Annotated in this window: 20 protein-coding genes; 1 reads left to right on the top strand and 19 read right to left on the bottom strand. The window is 44.1% G+C overall.

Annotation, left to right across the window (positions count from 1 at the left end; translation table 11 throughout):
- Positions 1 to 40: 40 nt before the first annotated feature.
- Positions 41 to 1,612: an SUMF1/EgtB/PvdO family nonheme iron enzyme gene (locus ACO1NU_RS11140; protein ID WP_448818554.1), complete on the top strand. Its 1,572-nt coding sequence runs from the start codon at positions 41 to 43 to the stop codon at positions 1,610 to 1,612.
- A gap of 14 nt (positions 1,613 to 1,626) precedes the next feature.
- Here ACO1NU_RS11140 and ACO1NU_RS11135 read toward each other — a convergent pair whose 3' ends face one another.
- From ACO1NU_RS11135 to ACO1NU_RS11045, 19 genes are all read right to left on the bottom strand, one after another.
- Positions 1,627 to 2,289, bottom strand: a complete 663-nt coding sequence (locus ACO1NU_RS11135; RefSeq protein ID WP_448818553.1) for a DUF4159 domain-containing protein — start codon at positions 2,287 to 2,289, stop codon at positions 1,627 to 1,629.
- Complete coding sequence (locus ACO1NU_RS11130) at positions 2,286 to 2,984, bottom strand: 16S rRNA (uracil(1498)-N(3))-methyltransferase (RefSeq protein ID WP_448818552.1); 699 nt, start codon at positions 2,982 to 2,984, stop codon at positions 2,286 to 2,288. Before ACO1NU_RS11130 ends, ACO1NU_RS11135 begins: the two co-directional genes overlap by 4 nt.
- A gap of 6 nt (positions 2,985 to 2,990) precedes the next feature.
- Positions 2,991 to 4,316 (bottom strand): hemolysin family protein, encoded by a 1,326-nt coding sequence (locus tag ACO1NU_RS11125; RefSeq protein WP_448818551.1) that lies wholly within the window; start codon positions 4,314 to 4,316, stop codon positions 2,991 to 2,993.
- 8 nt (positions 4,317 to 4,324) lie between these two features.
- Positions 4,325 to 4,864: an inorganic diphosphatase gene (locus ACO1NU_RS11120; protein ID WP_448818550.1), complete on the bottom strand. Its 540-nt coding sequence runs from the start codon at positions 4,862 to 4,864 to the stop codon at positions 4,325 to 4,327.
- Positions 4,851 to 5,525, bottom strand: a complete 675-nt coding sequence (locus tag ACO1NU_RS11115) for a DedA family protein (RefSeq protein ID WP_448818549.1) — start codon at positions 5,523 to 5,525, stop codon at positions 4,851 to 4,853. The genes ACO1NU_RS11120 and ACO1NU_RS11115 overlap by 14 nt, the downstream gene beginning before the upstream one ends.
- A 42-nt stretch (positions 5,526 to 5,567) precedes the next feature.
- Complete coding sequence (locus tag ACO1NU_RS11110; RefSeq protein ID WP_448818548.1) at positions 5,568 to 6,947, bottom strand: NADH-quinone oxidoreductase subunit N; 1,380 nt, start codon at positions 6,945 to 6,947, stop codon at positions 5,568 to 5,570.
- A 27-nt stretch (positions 6,948 to 6,974) separates the two neighbouring features.
- Complete coding sequence (locus tag ACO1NU_RS11105; RefSeq protein ID WP_448818547.1) at positions 6,975 to 8,453, bottom strand: complex I subunit 4 family protein; 1,479 nt, start codon at positions 8,451 to 8,453, stop codon at positions 6,975 to 6,977.
- 23 nt (positions 8,454 to 8,476) lie between these two features.
- Positions 8,477 to 10,387, bottom strand: coding sequence for an NADH-quinone oxidoreductase subunit L (gene nuoL / locus ACO1NU_RS11100; protein WP_448818546.1), 1,911 nt, complete (start codon positions 10,385 to 10,387; stop codon positions 8,477 to 8,479).
- A 56-nt stretch (positions 10,388 to 10,443) separates the two neighbouring features.
- A complete protein-coding gene (gene nuoK, locus ACO1NU_RS11095) occupies positions 10,444 to 10,773 on the bottom strand; it encodes an NADH-quinone oxidoreductase subunit NuoK (RefSeq protein WP_448818545.1) in 330 nt (109 codons plus the stop codon).
- Complete coding sequence (locus tag ACO1NU_RS11090) at positions 10,773 to 11,270, bottom strand: NADH-quinone oxidoreductase subunit J family protein (protein ID WP_448818544.1); 498 nt, start codon at positions 11,268 to 11,270, stop codon at positions 10,773 to 10,775. Before ACO1NU_RS11090 ends, nuoK begins: the two co-directional genes overlap by 1 nt.
- Positions 11,271 to 11,322: 52 nt before the next feature.
- A complete protein-coding gene (locus ACO1NU_RS11085; protein WP_448818543.1) occupies positions 11,323 to 11,820 on the bottom strand; it encodes a NuoI/complex I 23 kDa subunit family protein in 498 nt (165 codons plus the stop codon).
- 4 nt (positions 11,821 to 11,824) lie between these two features.
- A complete protein-coding gene (gene nuoH / locus ACO1NU_RS11080; RefSeq protein WP_448818542.1) occupies positions 11,825 to 12,874 on the bottom strand; it encodes an NADH-quinone oxidoreductase subunit NuoH in 1,050 nt (349 codons plus the stop codon).
- Positions 12,874 to 13,878: a 2Fe-2S iron-sulfur cluster-binding protein gene (locus ACO1NU_RS11075; protein WP_448818541.1), complete on the bottom strand. Its 1,005-nt coding sequence runs from the start codon at positions 13,876 to 13,878 to the stop codon at positions 12,874 to 12,876. Before ACO1NU_RS11075 ends, nuoH begins: the two co-directional genes overlap by 1 nt.
- 16 nt (positions 13,879 to 13,894) lie before the next feature.
- Positions 13,895 to 15,262, bottom strand: coding sequence for an NADH-quinone oxidoreductase subunit NuoF (gene nuoF / locus ACO1NU_RS11070; protein WP_448818540.1), 1,368 nt, complete (start codon positions 15,260 to 15,262; stop codon positions 13,895 to 13,897).
- Positions 15,263 to 15,265: 3 nt separating this feature from the next.
- Positions 15,266 to 15,802: an NADH-quinone oxidoreductase subunit NuoE family protein gene (locus ACO1NU_RS11065; RefSeq protein ID WP_448818539.1), complete on the bottom strand. Its 537-nt coding sequence runs from the start codon at positions 15,800 to 15,802 to the stop codon at positions 15,266 to 15,268.
- Positions 15,795 to 17,003, bottom strand: a complete 1,209-nt coding sequence (locus ACO1NU_RS11060; protein ID WP_448818538.1) for an NADH-quinone oxidoreductase subunit D — start codon at positions 17,001 to 17,003, stop codon at positions 15,795 to 15,797. Before ACO1NU_RS11060 ends, ACO1NU_RS11065 begins: the two co-directional genes overlap by 8 nt.
- Before the next feature lie 2 nt (positions 17,004 to 17,005).
- Positions 17,006 to 17,503 (bottom strand): NADH-quinone oxidoreductase subunit C, encoded by a 498-nt coding sequence (locus ACO1NU_RS11055; RefSeq protein ID WP_448818537.1) that lies wholly within the window; start codon positions 17,501 to 17,503, stop codon positions 17,006 to 17,008.
- Complete coding sequence (locus tag ACO1NU_RS11050) at positions 17,503 to 18,045, bottom strand: NADH-quinone oxidoreductase subunit B (RefSeq protein WP_448818536.1); 543 nt, start codon at positions 18,043 to 18,045, stop codon at positions 17,503 to 17,505. The genes ACO1NU_RS11055 and ACO1NU_RS11050 overlap by 1 nt, the downstream gene beginning before the upstream one ends.
- 110 nt (positions 18,046 to 18,155) lie before the next feature.
- A complete protein-coding gene (locus ACO1NU_RS11045; RefSeq protein ID WP_448818535.1) occupies positions 18,156 to 18,530 on the bottom strand; it encodes an NADH-quinone oxidoreductase subunit A in 375 nt (124 codons plus the stop codon).
- Between the last annotated feature and the right edge of the window lie 64 nt (positions 18,531 to 18,594).

Here is an 18,594-nt window from a genome sequence, read left to right as displayed (position 1 = left end):
GATTATTCCTATTATTGCACTTCTATCTTTTATATACTCAATGAAAAGATTATCAATACTTTTTACAACTGGTGTTTTAGGACTTGCTTGTTTAGCCACGAGCTGCAAGAGCAAGGTTTCTTCAAACACAGGTTGGGCATACAACGACAGCAAGAATGGGGGGTTTACCGTTGCCGAGAATGTGAAGCCGGCACCTGGTCCAGGATTGATTCCGATTGAAGGCGGAACGTTTGTGATGGGTGGCAGCTTGCAGGAGGATTTGGCTTATGAAAACGATAATCTGAGAAGGCGAGTCACTGTTCCATCGTTCTATATGGATGAAACTGAGGTTTCAAATGTGAATTGGGGAGAGTATCTGTACTGGATCCAGCGGAATTTCCCTGAGGATAGAGAGTACTACTACAACGCACTTCCCGATACCTTAGTTTGGCGCAGGCCTCTCTCTTATAATGAACCTTACGTAGAAAACTATCTCCGGCATCCGGCTTACCAGGACTATCCGGTGATTGGCATTAGTTGGGATCAGGCCAGGGAGTATGCGGAGTGGCGTACAGACAGGGTAAATGAGTTGATCCTGCGGAGTCGCGGTGTGATGGTGGATTTCAAAACTCTCGCAAGAAAAGGCAATAAAGTGGAGGCAACTGATGAACCTTTTAATACGGATATCTATCTGAATGGGCAGTATCAGGGTGAAGGTATCAATGGAAAGCGGATGCCAAGGGACCTGAACCCGGCAGCGGGACCTGAAGGTGCCAGAGGAAGTGCAAACGTACGCCGCCCGGTGAGAAAAGAAGATGGTGTTCTGCAGGAGCATTACCGTCTGCCTTCTGAGGCCGAGTGGGAATATGCTGCCTTGGCACTAGCTGGAAATACTTCGGACGAGAATATCTCGGATGGGAAAATCTATCCATGGGCAGGCCTGGGTGTCAGATCGGCCAACAGAAAGACGCAAGGTCTGATGATGGCGAACTTTAAAAGAACAGCAGGTGATAACATGGGTACCGGTGGTGCTCTGAATGATAAAGCGGATATTACTGCGCCTGTAAAGAGCTATATGCCGAACGACTTCGGGCTGTATAACATGGCAGGAAATGTCAACGAATGGGTTGCTGATACCTATCGCAAGATGTCTTATGAAGATTTTGACGACTTCAACCCTTTCCGCGGTAATGAATACTTAAATAAACGCATAGCGGATGTAAGTAAAGGCACCTATGCAAAAGATAAATATGGACGCCCGATCAAGGAACCTGCGACTTCCCGCAGGAAGCAAACCTGGGCGGAACTCAATGGACAGGTCGATAGCACGCAGACCTTATCAGGTGCTAAGTTCACTCATGACCTGAGAGGATATAAAGACACCGTCAATCAGGAATTATACGGTGTCACAACCCTGGTTAATGACCGTTCGAAGGTTTACAAAGGTGGCTCATGGAACGACAGGGCATATTGGCTAAATCCGGCTACCAGAAGGTTTATGCAACAGGATGAAACCAGTGCAGAGGTTGGTTTCCGCTGTGCGATGAACATGGTCGGCTCTGCTGAAATTATTACACGAGGTAAGAAGAAATTTGTGCAGCCTCGCTCTAAAACGGAATCAAAGGTGAGATAAGCTCATCTTTGATCTTACTGACTAAACACGAACTGAAGTAAATTGGAACCCATTTTCAAAGCCTTCAGTCGTGTTGCTTCTGAATCTCCGGGATATGTACCCGCATCTTCCCATCCATTACCCAAATCTGCTTCATACGTATAGTAACAGACGACGCGCCCATTATGTATTAGTGCGAAGCCTTGGGGCCTTTTGCCGTCATGCTCATGTATTTTAGGGAGTCCTGCCGGAAAATCAAACTTCTGGTGGTATATGGGATGAGACGTGGGCAATTCGACAAAATCCAGCTTAGGAAAGACTTTTTTCATCTGCGGACGTATGTATTGATCAAGTCCGTAATTATCGTCTATATGGAGAAAACCTCCCGCAAGCAGATACTTTCTTAGGTTCTTTGCTTCCGCATCGGAGAATACCACGTTGCCATGTCCGGTCATATAGACGAATGGATACTGGAACAAGGTTGAACTTCCTGCTTCTGCAATCGCCTCTTGTGTGTTGATGTTTGTGTGAAGGTTGGTATTGGTGAACACAATCAGGTTGGTAAGAGCCGTACGATTGCCATACCAATCGCCCCCGCCGTTGTATTTGAGCCTCGCAATTTTATACGAGGGAATATGAGTAAAAGCGAGGATCAAAGGACATATTAACAATATCGCCCATGACCGTTTGTTTATCATCTGTTGAGAAAGTTTATTTCAAAACAAGCTTCAAGCGCAGCAGTTTCAGTACGAAGACGGCTAGTTCCAAGCGTGATGGCTCTACTTTGATGCTCAAGGGCAAGCTGTAGTTCAGTTGCTGTAAAGTCGCCTTCCGGACCGATCAGAATAGTATAACGTCCATTAGGCTCGATTCCGTCTTTGAGTTGAATCTTTTCTCCATCCATGCAGTGAGCAATGAAGCACGGCCCTGAGACGCCCTTAATAAAATCCTTATACTTAACAGTCTCGTTTAATTGAGGGTGATATGCTTTAAGAGACTGCTTTACGGCAGATGTAATAACCTTTTGAAGCCGCTCATGCTTTACCTCCTTCCGCTCTGATCGCTCACAGATAAGAGGGGTTATCTCGTCGATCCCGATTTCAGTAGCTTTCTCCAGGAACCACTCCAGACGCTCAATGTTTTTCGTTGGAGCTATTGCAATGTGCAGATAATGATTTCGCTTCTGGTACTCTCTGATTACTTTGGTAATCTTTATCAGCGTCTTCTTGGGATCCGGATTTACGATGATGGCATCATAGAATCCGCCGGAACCGTCTATAAGCTGGATAGTATCGTCTTTTTGTAATCGAAGAACCCTGATGCAGTGTTTACTTTCATCAGGGTTCATGATATACTCATTGCCAGAAATATCCGGTGTATAGAATAAATGCATATTCGGTTATCGTTCGTCAACCATGTCTTCCTGATTGATGACGAGGTCAAGTTTTACAGATTCAATATTTTGTTCCGTCTTTTTCATGACGGTGATGATATAACCATAGAACTCCTTGCGTTCGCCAACTTCTGGTATTTTTCCAAATAAGTCGCCCACGAGTCCACCTACGGTGTCGTAATTCTCATCCTCCGGCAAGTCATGAGGCAGATATTCGTTTACATCATAGATAGATGCAGATGCATTTACAACGAACTCATGCTCAGAAACTTTTTCTACGATAGGTTTTTCTTCATCAAACTCGTCCTGTATTTCGCCAACGAGCTCCTCTACGATGTCTTCGAGGGTCACCATTCCTGCCGTTCCTCCGAACTCATCCAGGACTATAGCTATCTGAATGCGATTTAACTGAAACTCACTCATCAGATCATTGATCTTCTTCGTCTCAGGAATAAAGTATGGCTTTCTGATGATATCAGCTACAAGCATGTTCTTCTTATCGGCCAAGATAGGCAAGATATCTTTAGCATGGATGATACCTACGATCTTGTCAATCGTTTCATCATATACCGGAATTCTTGAATACCCTTCGCGCACCACTGTCGCTATTACGTCTTCAGGAGTGGCGGTGATTTCAATTGCTGAAATCTTAGTCCGTGGCACCATGATGTTTTTGACCACCCGCTCATTGAAATCAAACACGTTCTTGATCAGTTCGTGTTCGTTACTGTCAAGAGCCCCGCTCTCTTTTCCCTGCTCAAGCAGATACTGCAGTTCCTCGGAACTATGTGCGGCTTCATGCCCTCCTATAGCCTGTATACCAATTAACCTCAGCAATAGATTTGCAAAGCCATTCAGTAACCATATAAACGGGCGGAAGAGCATATAGAAGAAATGAAGCGGCAGCGAAACGGCCATCGTCACCCCTATAGGCTTCTGGATCGCAATAGATTTCGGAGCTAACTCTCCAAACACAATATGAAGTACTGTAATAATACCGAAGGCAATGATTGGAGCTGCTGTCTTCGTAAACGAAGCAACGAACACAGGATCAGATCCAAATGCATAAAGGATATTTTGCAGGATGTGCTCCATCACTTCCTCCCCTACCCAACCAAGTCCCAGAGAGGCAAGCGTAATACCCAGCTGCGTAGCAGCAAGATATCCATCTAAATGCTGGGTAATGTGCTTAGCTGTTTTAGCCATGCGATTACCTGATTTAGCCTGAATTTCGATCTGGGAGGCCCTGACCTTAACAATAGCGAATTCAGCCGCTACGAAGAAGCCATTCAGTACAACAAGGAAAAAAGTCCAAAATATCTGGATGCCCATTTATATAACTACTTTCTATAGGTTTTATCGTACAGTTCGATCGATTCCTGTATTACTCTATAAGCTTCCTCTTTACCCATAAGTTGCTCGATCGTGACATTTTTATGTTCCAGAGCTTTATAGTCCTGAAAGAAACGTACAATCTCTTTCATCGTATGAGGAGGTAGTGCTGACAGGTCATCGATATAGTTGACTGACATATCGTTCTTAGCTACGGCGATGATTTTATCATCCTGCTCACCGTTGTCAACCATGTGCATAACACCTATAACTTTAGCTTCTATAAGTGACATAGGAAATACGTCGACTGAGCAAAGAACCAGGATATCCAGTGGATCCTCATCATCACAGTAGGTCTGTGGGATAAAGCCGTAATTAGCTGGGTACATCACTGATGAGAAAAGGATCCTGTCTAGGCGCAGCAGACCGGATTCTTTATCGATTTCGTATTTTGCTTTTGATCCCTTAGGGATTTCGATGATTGCGTTAACAAATTCAGGTAGTTGCTTTCCTGGTGTTACACTGTGCCAAGCATTAGAATTGCTCATTGTTTTGATTATTTTCGTTCATTTGTATCGTTCCTTTTTTGTTGTCTCTTTTGAAATAGGCCAGTACCAGTGGGACTGCTGTTATCACTATAAATCCTACGATTATGTATAACAAATACTGATCAATTTGTTTCTCAAATCTTTTGCCTAGGAAAAAACCCAGCAAAGTAAGCGAACCGACCCATAAGATCGCCCCGGAAATATTATATAAAGCAAATTTCCTGCTGTCTAGTTTGATTAAGCCAGCAACAATAGGTGCAAACGTCCTAACGATAGGAATAAATCTGCCCATTATCAGTGCAAAAGCCCCCTGCTTTCTATAGTACGCTTCGGCGGCAACGAGATACTTCTTTTTGAAGAATGTAGTATCCTTCCTGAGATAGAGGACAGGGCCTGTCTTTTTCCCAAACCAATAGCCTACGAAATTGCCGGCTACGGCCGTCGCAATCAAGCCTAATACTAGTGTATAGATGGAAACATCCAGCTTGTCGGTAGCTACAAAGAGACCTGCTAAGAACAGCAGATAATCACCTGGAAGGAAAAATCCGAAGAATAAGCCTGTCTCTGCGAATACCACAAATAACAGAACGTAGAACCCGCCTTCTCGGAGTAGAAGCTCGGGGTTTATTATATGTTGGAGATAATCCCAGAATTCGTACATAATGAATATTCGTAAATCTACGAATATTAAATAATATTTGCGTTAAATCAAGCCTGCGATAAAATCAGGGTATATGCCCAACACTATTGTTACCAGGGCTGAGAATCCCAAAACAACTTTGAAGTATACCGGTACTATCAGTTCTTTTCGATCTTCCAATTTGAAGTACATCGCAACTATCACGCGGAAATAATAGTAAATACCAACGATCGCGTTTAATACCGCAAACACGACCAATAGCACATGATATGAAGCGAGCGCTCTCGTGAACATCATAAACTTACCGATGAACCCTGCAGTAAGAGGTATTCCAGCTAAAGACAGCATGGCGATGGTAAGAGTTATTGCTAAAAACGGATTCTTCTTTGCTAAGCCATTGAAACTATCGAAGCTGTCATTACCTACCTGACGCTGCATCAATATCAGTACACCAAAGGCGATAACTGACGCGACAGAGTAAGCCGCCGCATAAACGAAGACTGCGTTATCTGAAGAACCGTTCAATGCGAGCAGGGAAAACAGCATGTACCCTACGTGAGATATACTCGAATACGCCAGCATCCGTTTGAAATGCTGCTGATAAACCGCGGTTACATTTCCGATCAGCAAAGATAGAACGGCCAGAGTAATAATGATAGGTACCCAGAAATCCTGAACGGGAGCGAACGAAAACATTATTAATCTAAGAAAGGCTGCAAACCCTGCGGTCTTCACTACTGTACTCATATAAGCAGTAATGAGGGACGGAGATCCTTCGTACACGTCCGGAGCCCAAAAATGGAATGGAGCTGCGCCAACCTTAAATGCCAATGCGATAATGAGCAATGTTATCCCTGTATACAATAGAGGAGATACACCTGCAGGATCGTTGAGGATATATTGTTTGATCATTTCCAGATCGAATGATCCCGAGGCTCCGTAGATCAAAGTAATACCGAACAGTAACACCCCGGTCGAGAATGCTCCCATTAAGAAGTACTTCAAAGCAGCTTCGTTAGAGGCGAAATCCGACTTCTTTATTCCTGCCAGGATATACATACAGATGGACATGATCTCAATCCCGATGAAAAGCATAGACAGGTTGTGATAAGAAACCATCAATATTATTCCAGCAAGTGAAAACAGGATCAGGGCGTAATATTCCGCTACGTTGGAACTGATACGTTCGAAATAATCGCGTGACAATGCCAGAATCAAGATAGTCGAGAAAATCGTAATAGCCGAAAATGCCACAGCAAAGTGGTCGTACAGCATCATGTTGCTGAATATCGGGGCTGCATTAGTACCCCATTCTGCTACAGAGAGAATCAGGGCTGCAAGAAGACCTATCAATGCAACAGGCAGCAATGCCCTATTTGCTTTGAATAAGCCCAGGTATAGTAAAACTAATGCTAAAACAGTTATCGTAATTAATGCGCTCATTTTTTTATCTGTATCCCTCGTTCGTTATTAGAAAGTAGTACTCACACCATGAAGCTTACCATCTACAAGCTCAACCAGTGACTTCACTGTTGCCTCGGATATCTCGAGTATTGGATTAGGGTAAACCCCGATTACTATTACAAGGGCACATACAATTCCCAAAACCAGCTTCTCAGTCCCGTCAATATCCTGAAATCCTTGTGTATTTACATTAGTATCGCCAAGCATAGTTCTCTGGTACATTCTAAGCATATAGACCGCACCGAATATAATGGTGAGACCGGCGATCGCTGCTGCCCATATGTTGTACTGATATATTCCCATAAGAAGCAGGAACTCTCCTATAAATCCATTTGTCAGGGGTAGAGCAACTGTGCCAAGTAGGATGATCAGAAAAGCGATAGCAAATTGCGGTGCCACCTTTGCTATTCCGCCCATCTCGAAACTATCGCGCGTCTTTAATCTTCTAATGATGATATCCAACACGAAAAACATACCGAATACGTTAATCCCGTGATTAACCATTTGAATCATTGCACCTTGAAGGCCATTGGTGTTCCAGGCGAATATTCCGGCTGCAATAAGCCCAACGTGCGAAATGGAAGAATATGCAACTAGCCTTTTCGCATCCTTCTGATTAAAAGCGATCAAAGCAGCGTAAACGACGCCGATGATCGACAGAACTAAGGCTAAGTGCCCCCACTGAGCAAAGCCTAGTGGAGCAACGGGGATCAACCATCTTATTACGCCATAGATACCCATCTTCAGCATAATACCAGATAATAGCATGGTACCGGTTGTTGGCGCCTCTGTGTAAGTATCCGGCTGCCAGGTATGGAAAGGAAACACGGGCATCTTAACAGCGAAAGCAATAAAGAACGCCCAGAATATCCAACCTTGCTCGGTGGAGCTCAACGCAAGCTGATAGAAGGACTGGACGTCGTAACTCCGGTCTGGCGTTTGAAGGTACAAGTACAGGATACCTATAAGCATGATCAAACTACCAGCAAAGGTATATATGAAAAATTTCATGTTCACCTTGATCCGGTTCTCTCCGCCCCATAGTGCACAAATAAAGTAAATCGGGATCAAAGCTGCTTCCCAGCCCACATAGAAGAGGAAAGCATCGAGTGCTGTAAATACCAGTAGCAATGCACTCTGCATAAGCAGTATCAAACCATAGAAAGCACCAGGACGTGTGTATGAATGCTTGAAGCTTGAAAGAATAATCAAAGGCATCAAGACATTGGTAAGCAAGACAAGTATCATGCTGATACCGTCAATCCCTGCTTTGAAGCGTACGCCAAAATAACTCAACCATGGTTGATCGTATACAAATTGCGGAGCCGCACTCTGAGTATCAAAACCTGTTAGAAGATAAGCCGCCAGCACCAACGATAGTAGTGACCAAATGAAAGCTACGGTCTTTACCTGCTGCGATCCACCAAATAAGAATGAAATCAAAGCACCAGCTAAAGGCAAAAATATGAGTAGTAAAATTTCCATTTATTATTTCTTAACCTTCTCTGTTATATATTATAAAATCCATAAAACAACAATGCCACTATTCCGGCGAGCATCATGAAGATGTAGAAGCCGACATTGCCAGACTGCAACAGACGTAAAACCTTACTTCCCTCAGAAGTTGCCTTGCCCAGGCCGTTAACGAACCCATCTATTGCCGCCTTATCCACCACCTTGAAGAAGAAATAGGAAACTGCATTCAAGGGTTTGGTTACCAGTGCATCATAAATCTCATCGATGTAAAACTTGTTGTAAGATAGCTTCGCGAACAAGCCTCTGGATGCTTCGTCTGGTGCTGGGACATGGCTTGCTTTAGCGTATCTTGAAAAGGCATAAACCGCAGAAATCAAAGCTGCGACAACGGATATGCCCATCAGCAAATATTCTGTACTATGGTCCATGTGTATAACGGCAGCTGTAGAAACTCCCTGATGCTGGAAAACTGGTGCCATGAAGTTAGCCAACCAATGATCTCCGCCCAAAATCTCAGGCACATTGAGCAAGCCGCCGAAAATAGACAGAATTGCCAGGACGATCAATGGGATCGTCATCGACTTTGGAGATTCATGCAGGTGATGTGCCTGCTCCTGGGTCCCTCTGAACTCTCCCGAGAAGGTCAGGAACAGCATCCGGAACATGTAGAAGGAGGTTAACAATGCCCCTATAACACCAAGGATCCATAATAACTGGTTTTCCTGGTAAGCGTGAGCAAGAATTTCATCCTTTGAGAAGAATCCGGAGAAAGGCGGTAATCCGGAGATCGCCAAAGTTCCCGCAAGCATGGTAAGAAAAGTAACAGGAAGCTTCTTCCTCAATCCACCCATCTTCCGCATATCCTGCTCATTACTCATTGCATGTATAACAGAGCCAGCACAAAGGAATAAAAGGGCTTTGAAGAACGCATGGGTAATAACATGGAAGAACGCACCTGTATACGCTCCTACACCAAGCCCAAGAAACATATATCCCAGCTGCGATACAGTAGAATAAGCCAGCACTTTCTTAATGTCGGTTTGACTAACTGCGATTGCAGCAGCAAGTATCACTGTAATAATACCGATCACGGAAATGACGTCCATCGTCACAGGTGACAAAGAGAACAGAATATTGGACCTCGTGATCATATATATACCAGCAGTAACCATTGTCGCCGCATGAATTAACGCAGAAACGGGGGTCGGGCCGGCCATCGCATCAGGAAGCCACGTAAACAGCGGCACCTGTGCTGATTTACCCACTGCGCCGACGAACAACAACAGGGTAATCAGCATAAGAGTCGAATTACCTGATTCCAACTTCGCCGCACTCATAAATACGTCACCGTATTCAACACTTCCGAAAGTATTGAAGATGACGAAAATAGCTATTAAGAACCCCAGATCACCGATCCTGTTCATGACAAACGCCTTCTTTGCAGCGCTTGCATAAGAGGGATTTGTGAACCAAAAGCCAATTAGTAAATAGGAACATAAGCCCACTCCTTCCCAGCCGATGAACATCACCACGTAGTTGGATCCGAGAACAAGAAGCAGCATGAAAAAGATAAAGAGATTGAGGTATGAAAAGAACTTACCGAATCCCTTGTCATGACTCATATATCCGATCGAATACACATGAATAAGAAACCCTATTCCAGTTACAATCAGCAACATCATCGAACTTAGCGGGTCTATCTGAAAAGAAAATGGAATCTTAACAGATCCGGTACTGATCCAGTCGAACAGTGGTATATAAAATGCCTTAATGTCTGAACTGCCGAGTTCAGAAAAGATACCGATACTAACGATGAAAGATAGTAGAACAGTTAAACTACCTATAGATGCAATAACAGCTTTTGGCAAAACATTCCTGCCCAGACCATTGATCAGAAATCCAACCAGCGGAAACAATGGAACTAACCAAACTAAATTTATCATGAATGTTGTTCGTATTTACGTATATAAAAAGTAACTCTTCCTCCCACGGGATAATATTACCACTTCAGTCTATTGAGAATATTGATGTCTGTCGAATTCGTATTTCTATAGATCATCGTAAGAATGGCCAGTCCTATAGCAACCTCTGCTGCGGCAAGAGCCATAATAAAGAATACAAAAACCTGACCCGATGCGTCTCCTCTGTAAACGGAGAATGCAGCAAGTAATAGATTGACAGCATTTAACATCAGCTCTACTGACATCAGAATGATGATAGCATTCCTGCGAATAAGCACCCCGATAGTTCCAATGGCAAAAATGATGGAACTCAGCAAAATATAGTGGTTTAAAGGCACTGCCTGAATTGATTGAGTAATTGTTTCCATTATGCTTTATTTGGGTCCTTTTTAGCTAACAAAACTGCACCTACCATCGCTGCCAGCAGCAGAATAGACGATACTTCGAACGGTAACAGGAATTCTTTAAACAGGACCTTTCCAAGATTCTTTACCAGACCAATATCTGGATTCTTCAACAGGACCGGGTCTGATACATGAACCAGCTTCAGCGACCCTGCTAAGGTCAGTAGCAGACAAAGACCAGCTATAATTCCCGCAACTTTCAATAGATTGGATTTCATTGGCTCCGAGTCCTTGTTGAGATTGAGTAACATCAGAACATACAGGAATAATACAAGTATTGCCCCCATATAAACAATGAAGTTCACAATGGCCAGGAATTGAGCGTTCAGCAGGACGTAGTGAATCGTGAAAGTAAAAAATGTCACGATTAGGTATAATACACTGTAGACGGGATTTTTTGAAAAAATCACGAGCAGTGAAAAGAAAATGGATAAAAAAGCAACTAAATAGAAAAGATTCATTAATTCCTATGTTTGACTTCGACCGCTTTAAACGGTTCAAAGTTATGATATTTTACGATTTCAATGGTTCTTCAACAAGCTTATCTTTACCGAAGATGAAGTCCTTTCTTAGATAGTCCGCCTCGACAATTGGACCGTCCAGGTAGATTGCCTCTTTAGGGCAAGCCTCTTCACAAAGCCCACAGAAAATGCAACGAAGCATATTGATTTCATAAACTGCCGCATATTTCTCTTCGCGATACAGGTTCTCTTCTCCTTTCTTACGCTCAGCAGCAGTCATCGTGATTGCTTCAGCGGGACAGGCCAACGCACATAAGCCACAAGCAGTACATCTTTCTCTCCCCTCCTCATCCCTCTTAAGAGAGTGGAGGCCGCGCCAATTTTCAGATACCGGTCTTTCCTGTTCAGGATAAAAGATGGTCTCCCGTTTTTTGAATATATGTTTGAAGGTAATTGCCAGGCCTTTTGCTATTGACGGAAGATAGATCTTCTCACCAAAAGTCATCGGCTTCTGCTCAAGTACTTTTTTTCTATTACTTAAGGACTCCATAATTCTAAATTAAATCTTTAACTGTAATCCAGATCCCGGTTACAACAATGTTCACGATCGAAAGCGGTATAAGCACCTTCCACCCTAAGTTCATCAACTGATCATATCTGAAACGCGGAACCGTCCAGCGTATCCACATGAAGAAGAAGATGAAGAAGAAAATTTTAGCGAATAAAAATACAACCCCCAATATGGTAATCACATTAGCCGACAGGCCGAGATCATTCATAAAAGGAAAGTTATATCCGCCGAAATATAGTGTTGACATAACTGCCGACGACACAAACATGTTAATATACTCCGAAAACAAAAACGCTCCCAGCTTAAATCCGGAGTATTCAGTATGGTAACCCGCTACGAGTTCGTTTTCACTTTCCGGTAAATCGAAAGGGGTTCTGTTACACTCTGCAAACGAACATACCAGAAAAATCAAAAAGCCTAGTGGCTGGCAGAATACATTCCAGGAAAACCAACCATTCTGCCAGAAACCTGTTTGCTGTTCAGCAATTCCTCTCAATGATAAAGTTTGGGTAACCATTAACAGCGCGATCAGAGATAAGCCCATCGCGATTTCATAACTGATGTTTTGGGATGCCGCACGGATAGCACCCATTAAAGAGTACTTGTTGTTGGATGCCCAACCTCCGATCATAATGCCGTATACCCCTAATGAAACGATCCCGAAAATATAGAGGATTCCAACGTTGATATCCGCAACCTGCAGCTGAATGCTACGGCCACCGATGACGAGGTCTTGCCCCCACGGAATAACAGCGCTACCGATGCTCGCTGTCATTAATGCCAGACAAGGCCCTGCAATAAACAACCAGGGGTTAGACTCTGCAGGAATAATTTCCTCCTTGAAAAACATCTTCCCTCCATCTGCAAGTGGCTGAAACATACCTGATGGTCCGGCTCTGTGCGGACCAACACGGCCCTGAATGAACCCGGCAATCTTCCTCTCAGCTAACGTGGAATATGCAGCAATCCCGAGCGTAACCAGGAATATAACCGTAACTAAAACTACTTTCTCTATAACAAATGCTAGTTCCATTAATATTTTGTTACTCTTTCAAATTGCTCTTTGTTGGCTTCTTTCAAAGCAGGATTCTTTCTGATAACTGCAGGAGGCGCAAGCTGCTCATAATGGTTCGCTGAGATAACCGAATGTTTCGAAATGGTTCTCGGACCCTCAATTACCCAGTCGCTGGTCTTTTTCTTTTCAAACCGGCAATCGTTGCAGATAAAGGACTCCACTTCGCCATATTCATCCTTACGTGCTGTCACACGAATAACATCCTCACCCTTATACCAGAGTGTAACCTTTCCTGAACACTTATCACAATCGCAATGTGCATCTACAGGCTTCGTAAACCAAACCCGGTTCTTGAAGCGAAACGTTTTATCTGTAAGTGCACCCACCGGACAAACATCAATGACGTTACCAGAGAAATCGTTCTCAATAGCTTTTTCAATATAGGTTGAGATTTCTGCAGCATCGCCCCTTCCAAGCACACCATGCTCACGCCTGTCGGTGATCTGATCAGCAACAAACACACAACGATAGCACAAAATGCACCTGGTCATATGCAGCTGAATCTTATCGCCGATATCTCTTCTTTCGAATGTTCTGCGCTCAAACTCATAACGTGTATTGGCGCTGCCATGCTCATAACCTAGATCCTGCAAGTGACATTCTCCAGCTTGGTCGCAAACCGGACAGTCCAGCGGATGATTGATTAAAAGCAACTCCACAACACCTTTCCTTGCCTCCTTTACTTCCGGAGATGTAATATTCTGAACCTCCATGCCGTCCATTACCGTTGTGCGGCATGAAGCCACAAGCTTCGGCATTGGCCGTGGATCTTTCTCAGAGCCCTTGCTCACTTTAACCAGACATGTGCGGCATTTTCCACCGCTACCTTCTAACTTCGAGTAATAACACATTGCCGGAGGTACTATTTCTCCGCCAATAAGTCTTGCTGCATTCAGGATCGATGTACCCTGCTCTACCTCAACACTTATTCCATCTATCGTAACTTTAACTTTTTCAGACATGTTAAAGGACCTTTAATTAATTTGCAGCAATTGTTTCAGCCTTTGGCAAAGGATCTGCGTAATGTGCCAGGCCGTAATTTCTTTCTATTGCTTCGGAAGGATGAGTCACGTGCCATTCAAATTCATCTCTGAAATGGCGTATTGCACTCGCTACCGGCCATGCGGCTGCATCACCAAGCGGACAAATTGTGTTTCCTTCTATTTTCTTTGATACATCTACCAGAAGATCAAGATCGCTCATCTTTCCATGACCATACTCAAGCCTGTGAAGGACTTTCTCCATCCAACCGGTTCCTTCGCGACATGGCGAACATTGTCCGCAGCTTTCATGATGATAAAATCTCGAAAAGTTCCAGGTATTCCTAACAATACACTGATCTTCGTCGAAAGCAACAAAGCCCCCTGAACCCATCATCGTCCCGGTGGCAAAGCCCCCATCTGCGAGCGATTCATAAGACATTAGCCGACTTTCGCCCGCGGCAGTTTTCAATATAAGGTTAGCTGGAAGGATGGGAACAGAAGAACCGCCGGCTACTACAGCCTTCAGTCGTTTACCGTTGGCCATTCCCCCACAGTATTCATCAGAATAGATAAACTCTTCTACAGATACACCCAGCTCAATTTCATAAACCCCAGGTCTTTTCAGATTACCGGAAGCTGAGATCAATTTCGTACCTGTACTCCGTCCGATTCCCACCTTTGCATACTCATCAGCTCCATCATTGATGATTGGAACTACGGCGGCAATAGACTCAACGTTGTTTACAACCGTCGGACAGTTGTAAAGTCCGGAGATCGCCGGGAACGGAGGCTTAATCCTCGGATTTCCACGCTTACCTTCGAGCGATTCGATCAATGCAGTTTCCTCCCCACAGATATATGCACCACCACCTGGCTGCACATATAACTCCAGATCATAACCTGAACCCAAGATGTTCTTTCCCAGGAAACCTGCATTCTTTGCCTCCGCGATTGCTCGCTCAAGGATTCTGATCTGAGGCATCATCTCGCCTCTAACGTATATATAGGATGTTTTTGCCCCTAACGCATAGCTTGACACGATCATCCCCTCAATAAGCAGATGAGGAATATGCGTCATTAAAAAGCGATCCTTGAATGTCCCGGGTTCAGACTCGTCCCCATTACAAACAAGGTACCTCGGCTTGCCCTCAGGCTTGGCGAGGAAACTCCACTTCATACCAGTTGGGAACCCCGCTCCGCCACGCCCCCTTAAACCCGACTTCTTGACTTCCTCTACAACATCGTCAGTAGACATGGTCTTCAACGCCTTTTCGACAGCGCGGTAACCTCCATGCTGGCGATATACGTCAAAAGTGTTTATTCCGGGAACATTTATATTTTCGAGTAACAGTTTGCGCCCCATATTCTAAATGATTTGAGCTTTTTCAGCTGTTGTAAGACGTAAGCGATCTATCAATTCATTCACACTCTCAGCAGTCAGGTTCTCGTAGAATGTATAGTCCGGGCCGATCTGTAAAACAGGTCCCATGCCGCACGCAGCCAAACATTCTACCCCTCTCCAGCTGAATAATCCATCGGGGGTTACTTCACCTTCTTTCACGTTAAGCTTCTCTTCAATGTGCTTCATGATCTTCTCCGCACCTACAAGACAACAAGGTCCTGTGCGGCATACCTCCAGAACATACTTGCCCTGGGGTTTAAGGAAAAACATAGTATAGAAAGACGCTACCTCATACACCTCAATCGGCTTCAGGTTTAAAAACTCAGCAACCTTATCCATTAATGGTGTACTCACCCAGCCAAACTCCGCCTGAACAAGGTGGAGGACAGGTAATAGTGCCGACTTTTGCCTGTCTTCTGGATATCTTAATAAAATCTCGTTGAACTTAGTAATAAGCTCAGGAGTGAAAATAATTTCATCTGATTTAGAAATCTTAAGCATCTAATTCTCCTGCAATTACATTTAAACTACTTAAATTAATTATCGCATCCGAAAGCAGCATTCCCCTGCTCATTGGAGCGTACATCTGGTAATTAATGAAGCTCGGCCTGCGGAAATGCAGTCTGTAAGGAGTTCGTCCGCCATCGTTTACCAGATAAAATCCCAACTCGCCGTTTCCTCCCTCAACACAATGGTAAACCTCAGTTTTCGGACTATCCACTTCACCCATAACGATCTTGAAGTGGTAGATCAAAGCTTCCATATTGTTATACACTTCCTCTTTCGGTGGAAGATAAATTTCCGGAACATCTGCGTGGAACACACCCTTAGGTTCCTTCTCAATCTTGTCAAGTGCCTGCTCTATGATCCGGATACTCTGGTACATCTCTTCATTCCTTACCATGTATCGGTCATAAACATCTCCCGTGGTCCCTACCGGAACATCAAAGTCGAAGTCTTCATAAGATGAGTACGGCTCGCTCGCACGAACATCATAATCAACACCACAAGCTCTAAGAATTGGTCCTGTCCAGCTGTAATCAAGAGCAGTCTGGGCATCCACTGCCGCAACTCCTACCGTCCGGTCCATGAAAATCCGGTTGCGGGTAAATAACTCTTCAAATTCCTTAAGTACCGGAACGTAGTCTTTCACGAACTTTTTGATTTTGGCGAAAGCGATGTCGTTAAAATCACGCTCAAACCCACCAATACGGCCAATGTTGGTTGTCAAACGGGCTCCGCATATCTCCTCGTAAATCTCGTAGATGTGCTCCCTCTTTTCCATCAGGTACAAGAAACCAGAGTAAGCACCCGTATCTACCCCGAGAATTCCGTTGCACACAAGGTGGTCAGAAATTCGGGCCAGCTCCATCACGATCACACGCATGTAATCAACACGCTTGGGAGTCTGAATACCCAGCATCTTTTCTACCGTCATATGCCATCCCATGTTGTTGATGGGCGACGAACAATAGTTCATCCTGTCGGTTAGGGGTGTAATCTGATAAAAAGGCCGATGTTCAGCAATCTTTTCAAAAGCCCTGTGTATATATCCGATTGTCGATACGCCGCTGACAATACGCTCACCGTCCATCTCAAGAACATTTTGAAACACACCATGCGTAGACGGGTGGGTAGGTCCAAGATTAAGTGTAGTTGTCTCTTTGCGCTCTAAATTCTGTATGATAGCGGGTTCGTTCATAATTATCTTCCGAAGAAAAAGTCTTTTTTATCCACACGGTTAGGATCCTCAAGCGGAAACTCTTTCCGCATCGGGAATGCTACCATGTCATCCATATTAAGAATACGTCTCAGGTCGGGATGACCTTCAAATTGAATACCGAAATAATCATACGTTTCTCGTTCCATCCAGTCAGCGCCCTTCCAAAGATTGAAGGCAGTAGGTATCACCGGATTCTGCTCCTCAAGAAAAACTTTGATCCTTACTCTGACACCCTGACGCATACTGTGGAGGTGGTAAATCACGCCGATGGGCAATTCCTGTTCCGGATAATGGATACCCGTGATATCCGTGAGAAAGTTGAAGTCAAGGTCGTTCTTCAAAAATGTCAATATATCAATGATTGCTTCTCTAGAAGTTTCAAAGGTCAGCAATCCATGGGGTTCACTGAAGGCAGATACCCGGCTAGCAAACTTTGAAGTGATCTTCTGAACTAATTCCTGATTACTAAGCTTTGCCATTATTGAATTCCGTATTTATTTAAAAGCTCCTTGTACTCCTCCGTATTCCTTCTGCGCATCGGCTCATTCCGAACAAGGTCCTGAAGTTTCAGCACGCCGTTCAAAATAGCTTCTGGACGTGGAGGGCAGCCCGGAACATACACGTCAACTGGTATAACCTCATCAATACCCTGGAGCACCGAGTAGCTGTCGAAAATACCTCCGCTAGTTGCGCAGGCACCCACGGCAATCACCCAGCGAGGTTCAGCCATTTGTATATATACTTGCCTTAAAACAGGCGCCATTTTCTTTGCAATCGTTCCCATAACCAGCAACATGTCTGCCTGACGCGGGGAGAATGAAGGCCGCTCTGAACCAAAACGTGCAAGGTCATAATGGGCTCCCATCGTGGCCATAAACTCAATCCCGCAGCATGATGTAGCAAACGGAAGTGGCCACAGCGAGTTAGCGCGGGCCAAGCCCACCACTTTATCAAAAGATGTAGCAAAAAAGCCAGACCCTTCAATGCCCGGAGGCGCTTCAGCTAATTTTATATCACTCATCTCGTCTCTTTTTTAAAATTAAAAAAGCTCATTTCAATGGATATGAAATGAGCTTCAAAGTTACTAATAAGTATTGCTATGTTACAACACCTAAGTTATTTAGAACTATTCTATTTATCCCATTCCAAAGCTTTTTTCTTTATTACATAAATAAAGCCAAGAAGTAGCGTAGCCATAAAAATAAACATTTCAATAAGGCCTTCTACCCCAAACTCACGGAAATTGACCGCCCAGGGATACATAAAAATGACCTCAATATCAAACAGTACAAAGAGAATGGCAACCATGAAATACTTAATAGAGAACGGCGCCCTCGCATTTCCTATCACCTCAATACCCGCCTCAAACGGACTAAGTTTATCGGAAGTCTTCCGCTTCGGCCCTATCAGGTGAGTGATCGTCATAGTGAGCACTACAAAGCCGAGTGCTACCAGCATCTGAAAGAAAATAGGAACGTAGTCTATTGGGGTACTTTGAACATCCATTACGTAGAATTTACAGCAAACTTAGAAAAAATAGCTAACATGCACATAAAGAAATACAAGATAG

This window comes from Arcticibacter sp. (assembly GCF_053551015.1).
The sequence above is the reverse complement of the archived record's forward strand: the minus strand, read 5'-3'. Positions and strand labels throughout refer to the sequence as shown.

What these genes read in the sequence shown, in the direction of transcription:
- ACO1NU_RS11140 (WP_448818554.1), top strand. Translation starts at nt 41, where the DNA reads ATGAAAAGATTATCAATACTTTTTACAACTGGTGTTTTAGGACTTGCT.
- ACO1NU_RS11135 (WP_448818553.1), bottom strand. Translation starts at nt 2,289, where the DNA reads ATGATAAACAAACGGTCATGGGCGATATTGTTAATATGTCCTTTGATC.
- ACO1NU_RS11130 (WP_448818552.1), bottom strand. Translation starts at nt 2,984, where the DNA reads ATGCATTTATTCTATACACCGGATATTTCTGGCAATGAGTATATCATG.
- ACO1NU_RS11125 (WP_448818551.1), bottom strand. Translation starts at nt 4,316, where the DNA reads ATGGGCATCCAGATATTTTGGACTTTTTTCCTTGTTGTACTGAATGGC.
- ACO1NU_RS11120 (WP_448818550.1), bottom strand. Translation starts at nt 4,864, where the DNA reads ATGAGCAATTCTAATGCTTGGCACAGTGTAACACCAGGAAAGCAACTA.
- ACO1NU_RS11115 (WP_448818549.1), bottom strand. Translation starts at nt 5,525, where the DNA reads ATGTACGAATTCTGGGATTATCTCCAACATATAATAAACCCCGAGCTT.
- ACO1NU_RS11110 (WP_448818548.1), bottom strand. Translation starts at nt 6,947, where the DNA reads ATGAGCGCATTAATTACGATAACTGTTTTAGCATTAGTTTTACTATAC.
- ACO1NU_RS11105 (WP_448818547.1), bottom strand. Translation starts at nt 8,453, where the DNA reads ATGGAAATTTTACTACTCATATTTTTGCCTTTAGCTGGTGCTTTGATT.
- nuoL (WP_448818546.1), bottom strand. Translation starts at nt 10,387, where the DNA reads ATGATAAATTTAGTTTGGTTAGTTCCATTGTTTCCGCTGGTTGGATTT.
- nuoK (WP_448818545.1), bottom strand. Translation starts at nt 10,773, where the DNA reads ATGGAAACAATTACTCAATCAATTCAGGCAGTGCCTTTAAACCACTAT.
- ACO1NU_RS11090 (WP_448818544.1), bottom strand. Translation starts at nt 11,270, where the DNA reads ATGAATCTTTTCTATTTAGTTGCTTTTTTATCCATTTTCTTTTCACTG.
- ACO1NU_RS11085 (WP_448818543.1), bottom strand. Translation starts at nt 11,820, where the DNA reads ATGGAGTCCTTAAGTAATAGAAAAAAAGTACTTGAGCAGAAGCCGATG.
- nuoH (WP_448818542.1), bottom strand. Translation starts at nt 12,874, where the DNA reads ATGGAACTAGCATTTGTTATAGAGAAAGTAGTTTTAGTTACGGTTATA.
- ACO1NU_RS11075 (WP_448818541.1), bottom strand. Translation starts at nt 13,878, where the DNA reads ATGTCTGAAAAAGTTAAAGTTACGATAGATGGAATAAGTGTTGAGGTA.
- nuoF (WP_448818540.1), bottom strand. Translation starts at nt 15,262, where the DNA reads ATGGGGCGCAAACTGTTACTCGAAAATATAAATGTTCCCGGAATAAAC.
- ACO1NU_RS11065 (WP_448818539.1), bottom strand. Translation starts at nt 15,802, where the DNA reads ATGCTTAAGATTTCTAAATCAGATGAAATTATTTTCACTCCTGAGCTT.
- ACO1NU_RS11060 (WP_448818538.1), bottom strand. Translation starts at nt 17,003, where the DNA reads ATGAACGAACCCGCTATCATACAGAATTTAGAGCGCAAAGAGACAACT.
- ACO1NU_RS11055 (WP_448818537.1), bottom strand. Translation starts at nt 17,503, where the DNA reads ATGGCAAAGCTTAGTAATCAGGAATTAGTTCAGAAGATCACTTCAAAG.
- ACO1NU_RS11050 (WP_448818536.1), bottom strand. Translation starts at nt 18,045, where the DNA reads ATGAGTGATATAAAATTAGCTGAAGCGCCTCCGGGCATTGAAGGGTCT.
- ACO1NU_RS11045 (WP_448818535.1), bottom strand. Translation starts at nt 18,530, where the DNA reads ATGGATGTTCAAAGTACCCCAATAGACTACGTTCCTATTTTCTTTCAG.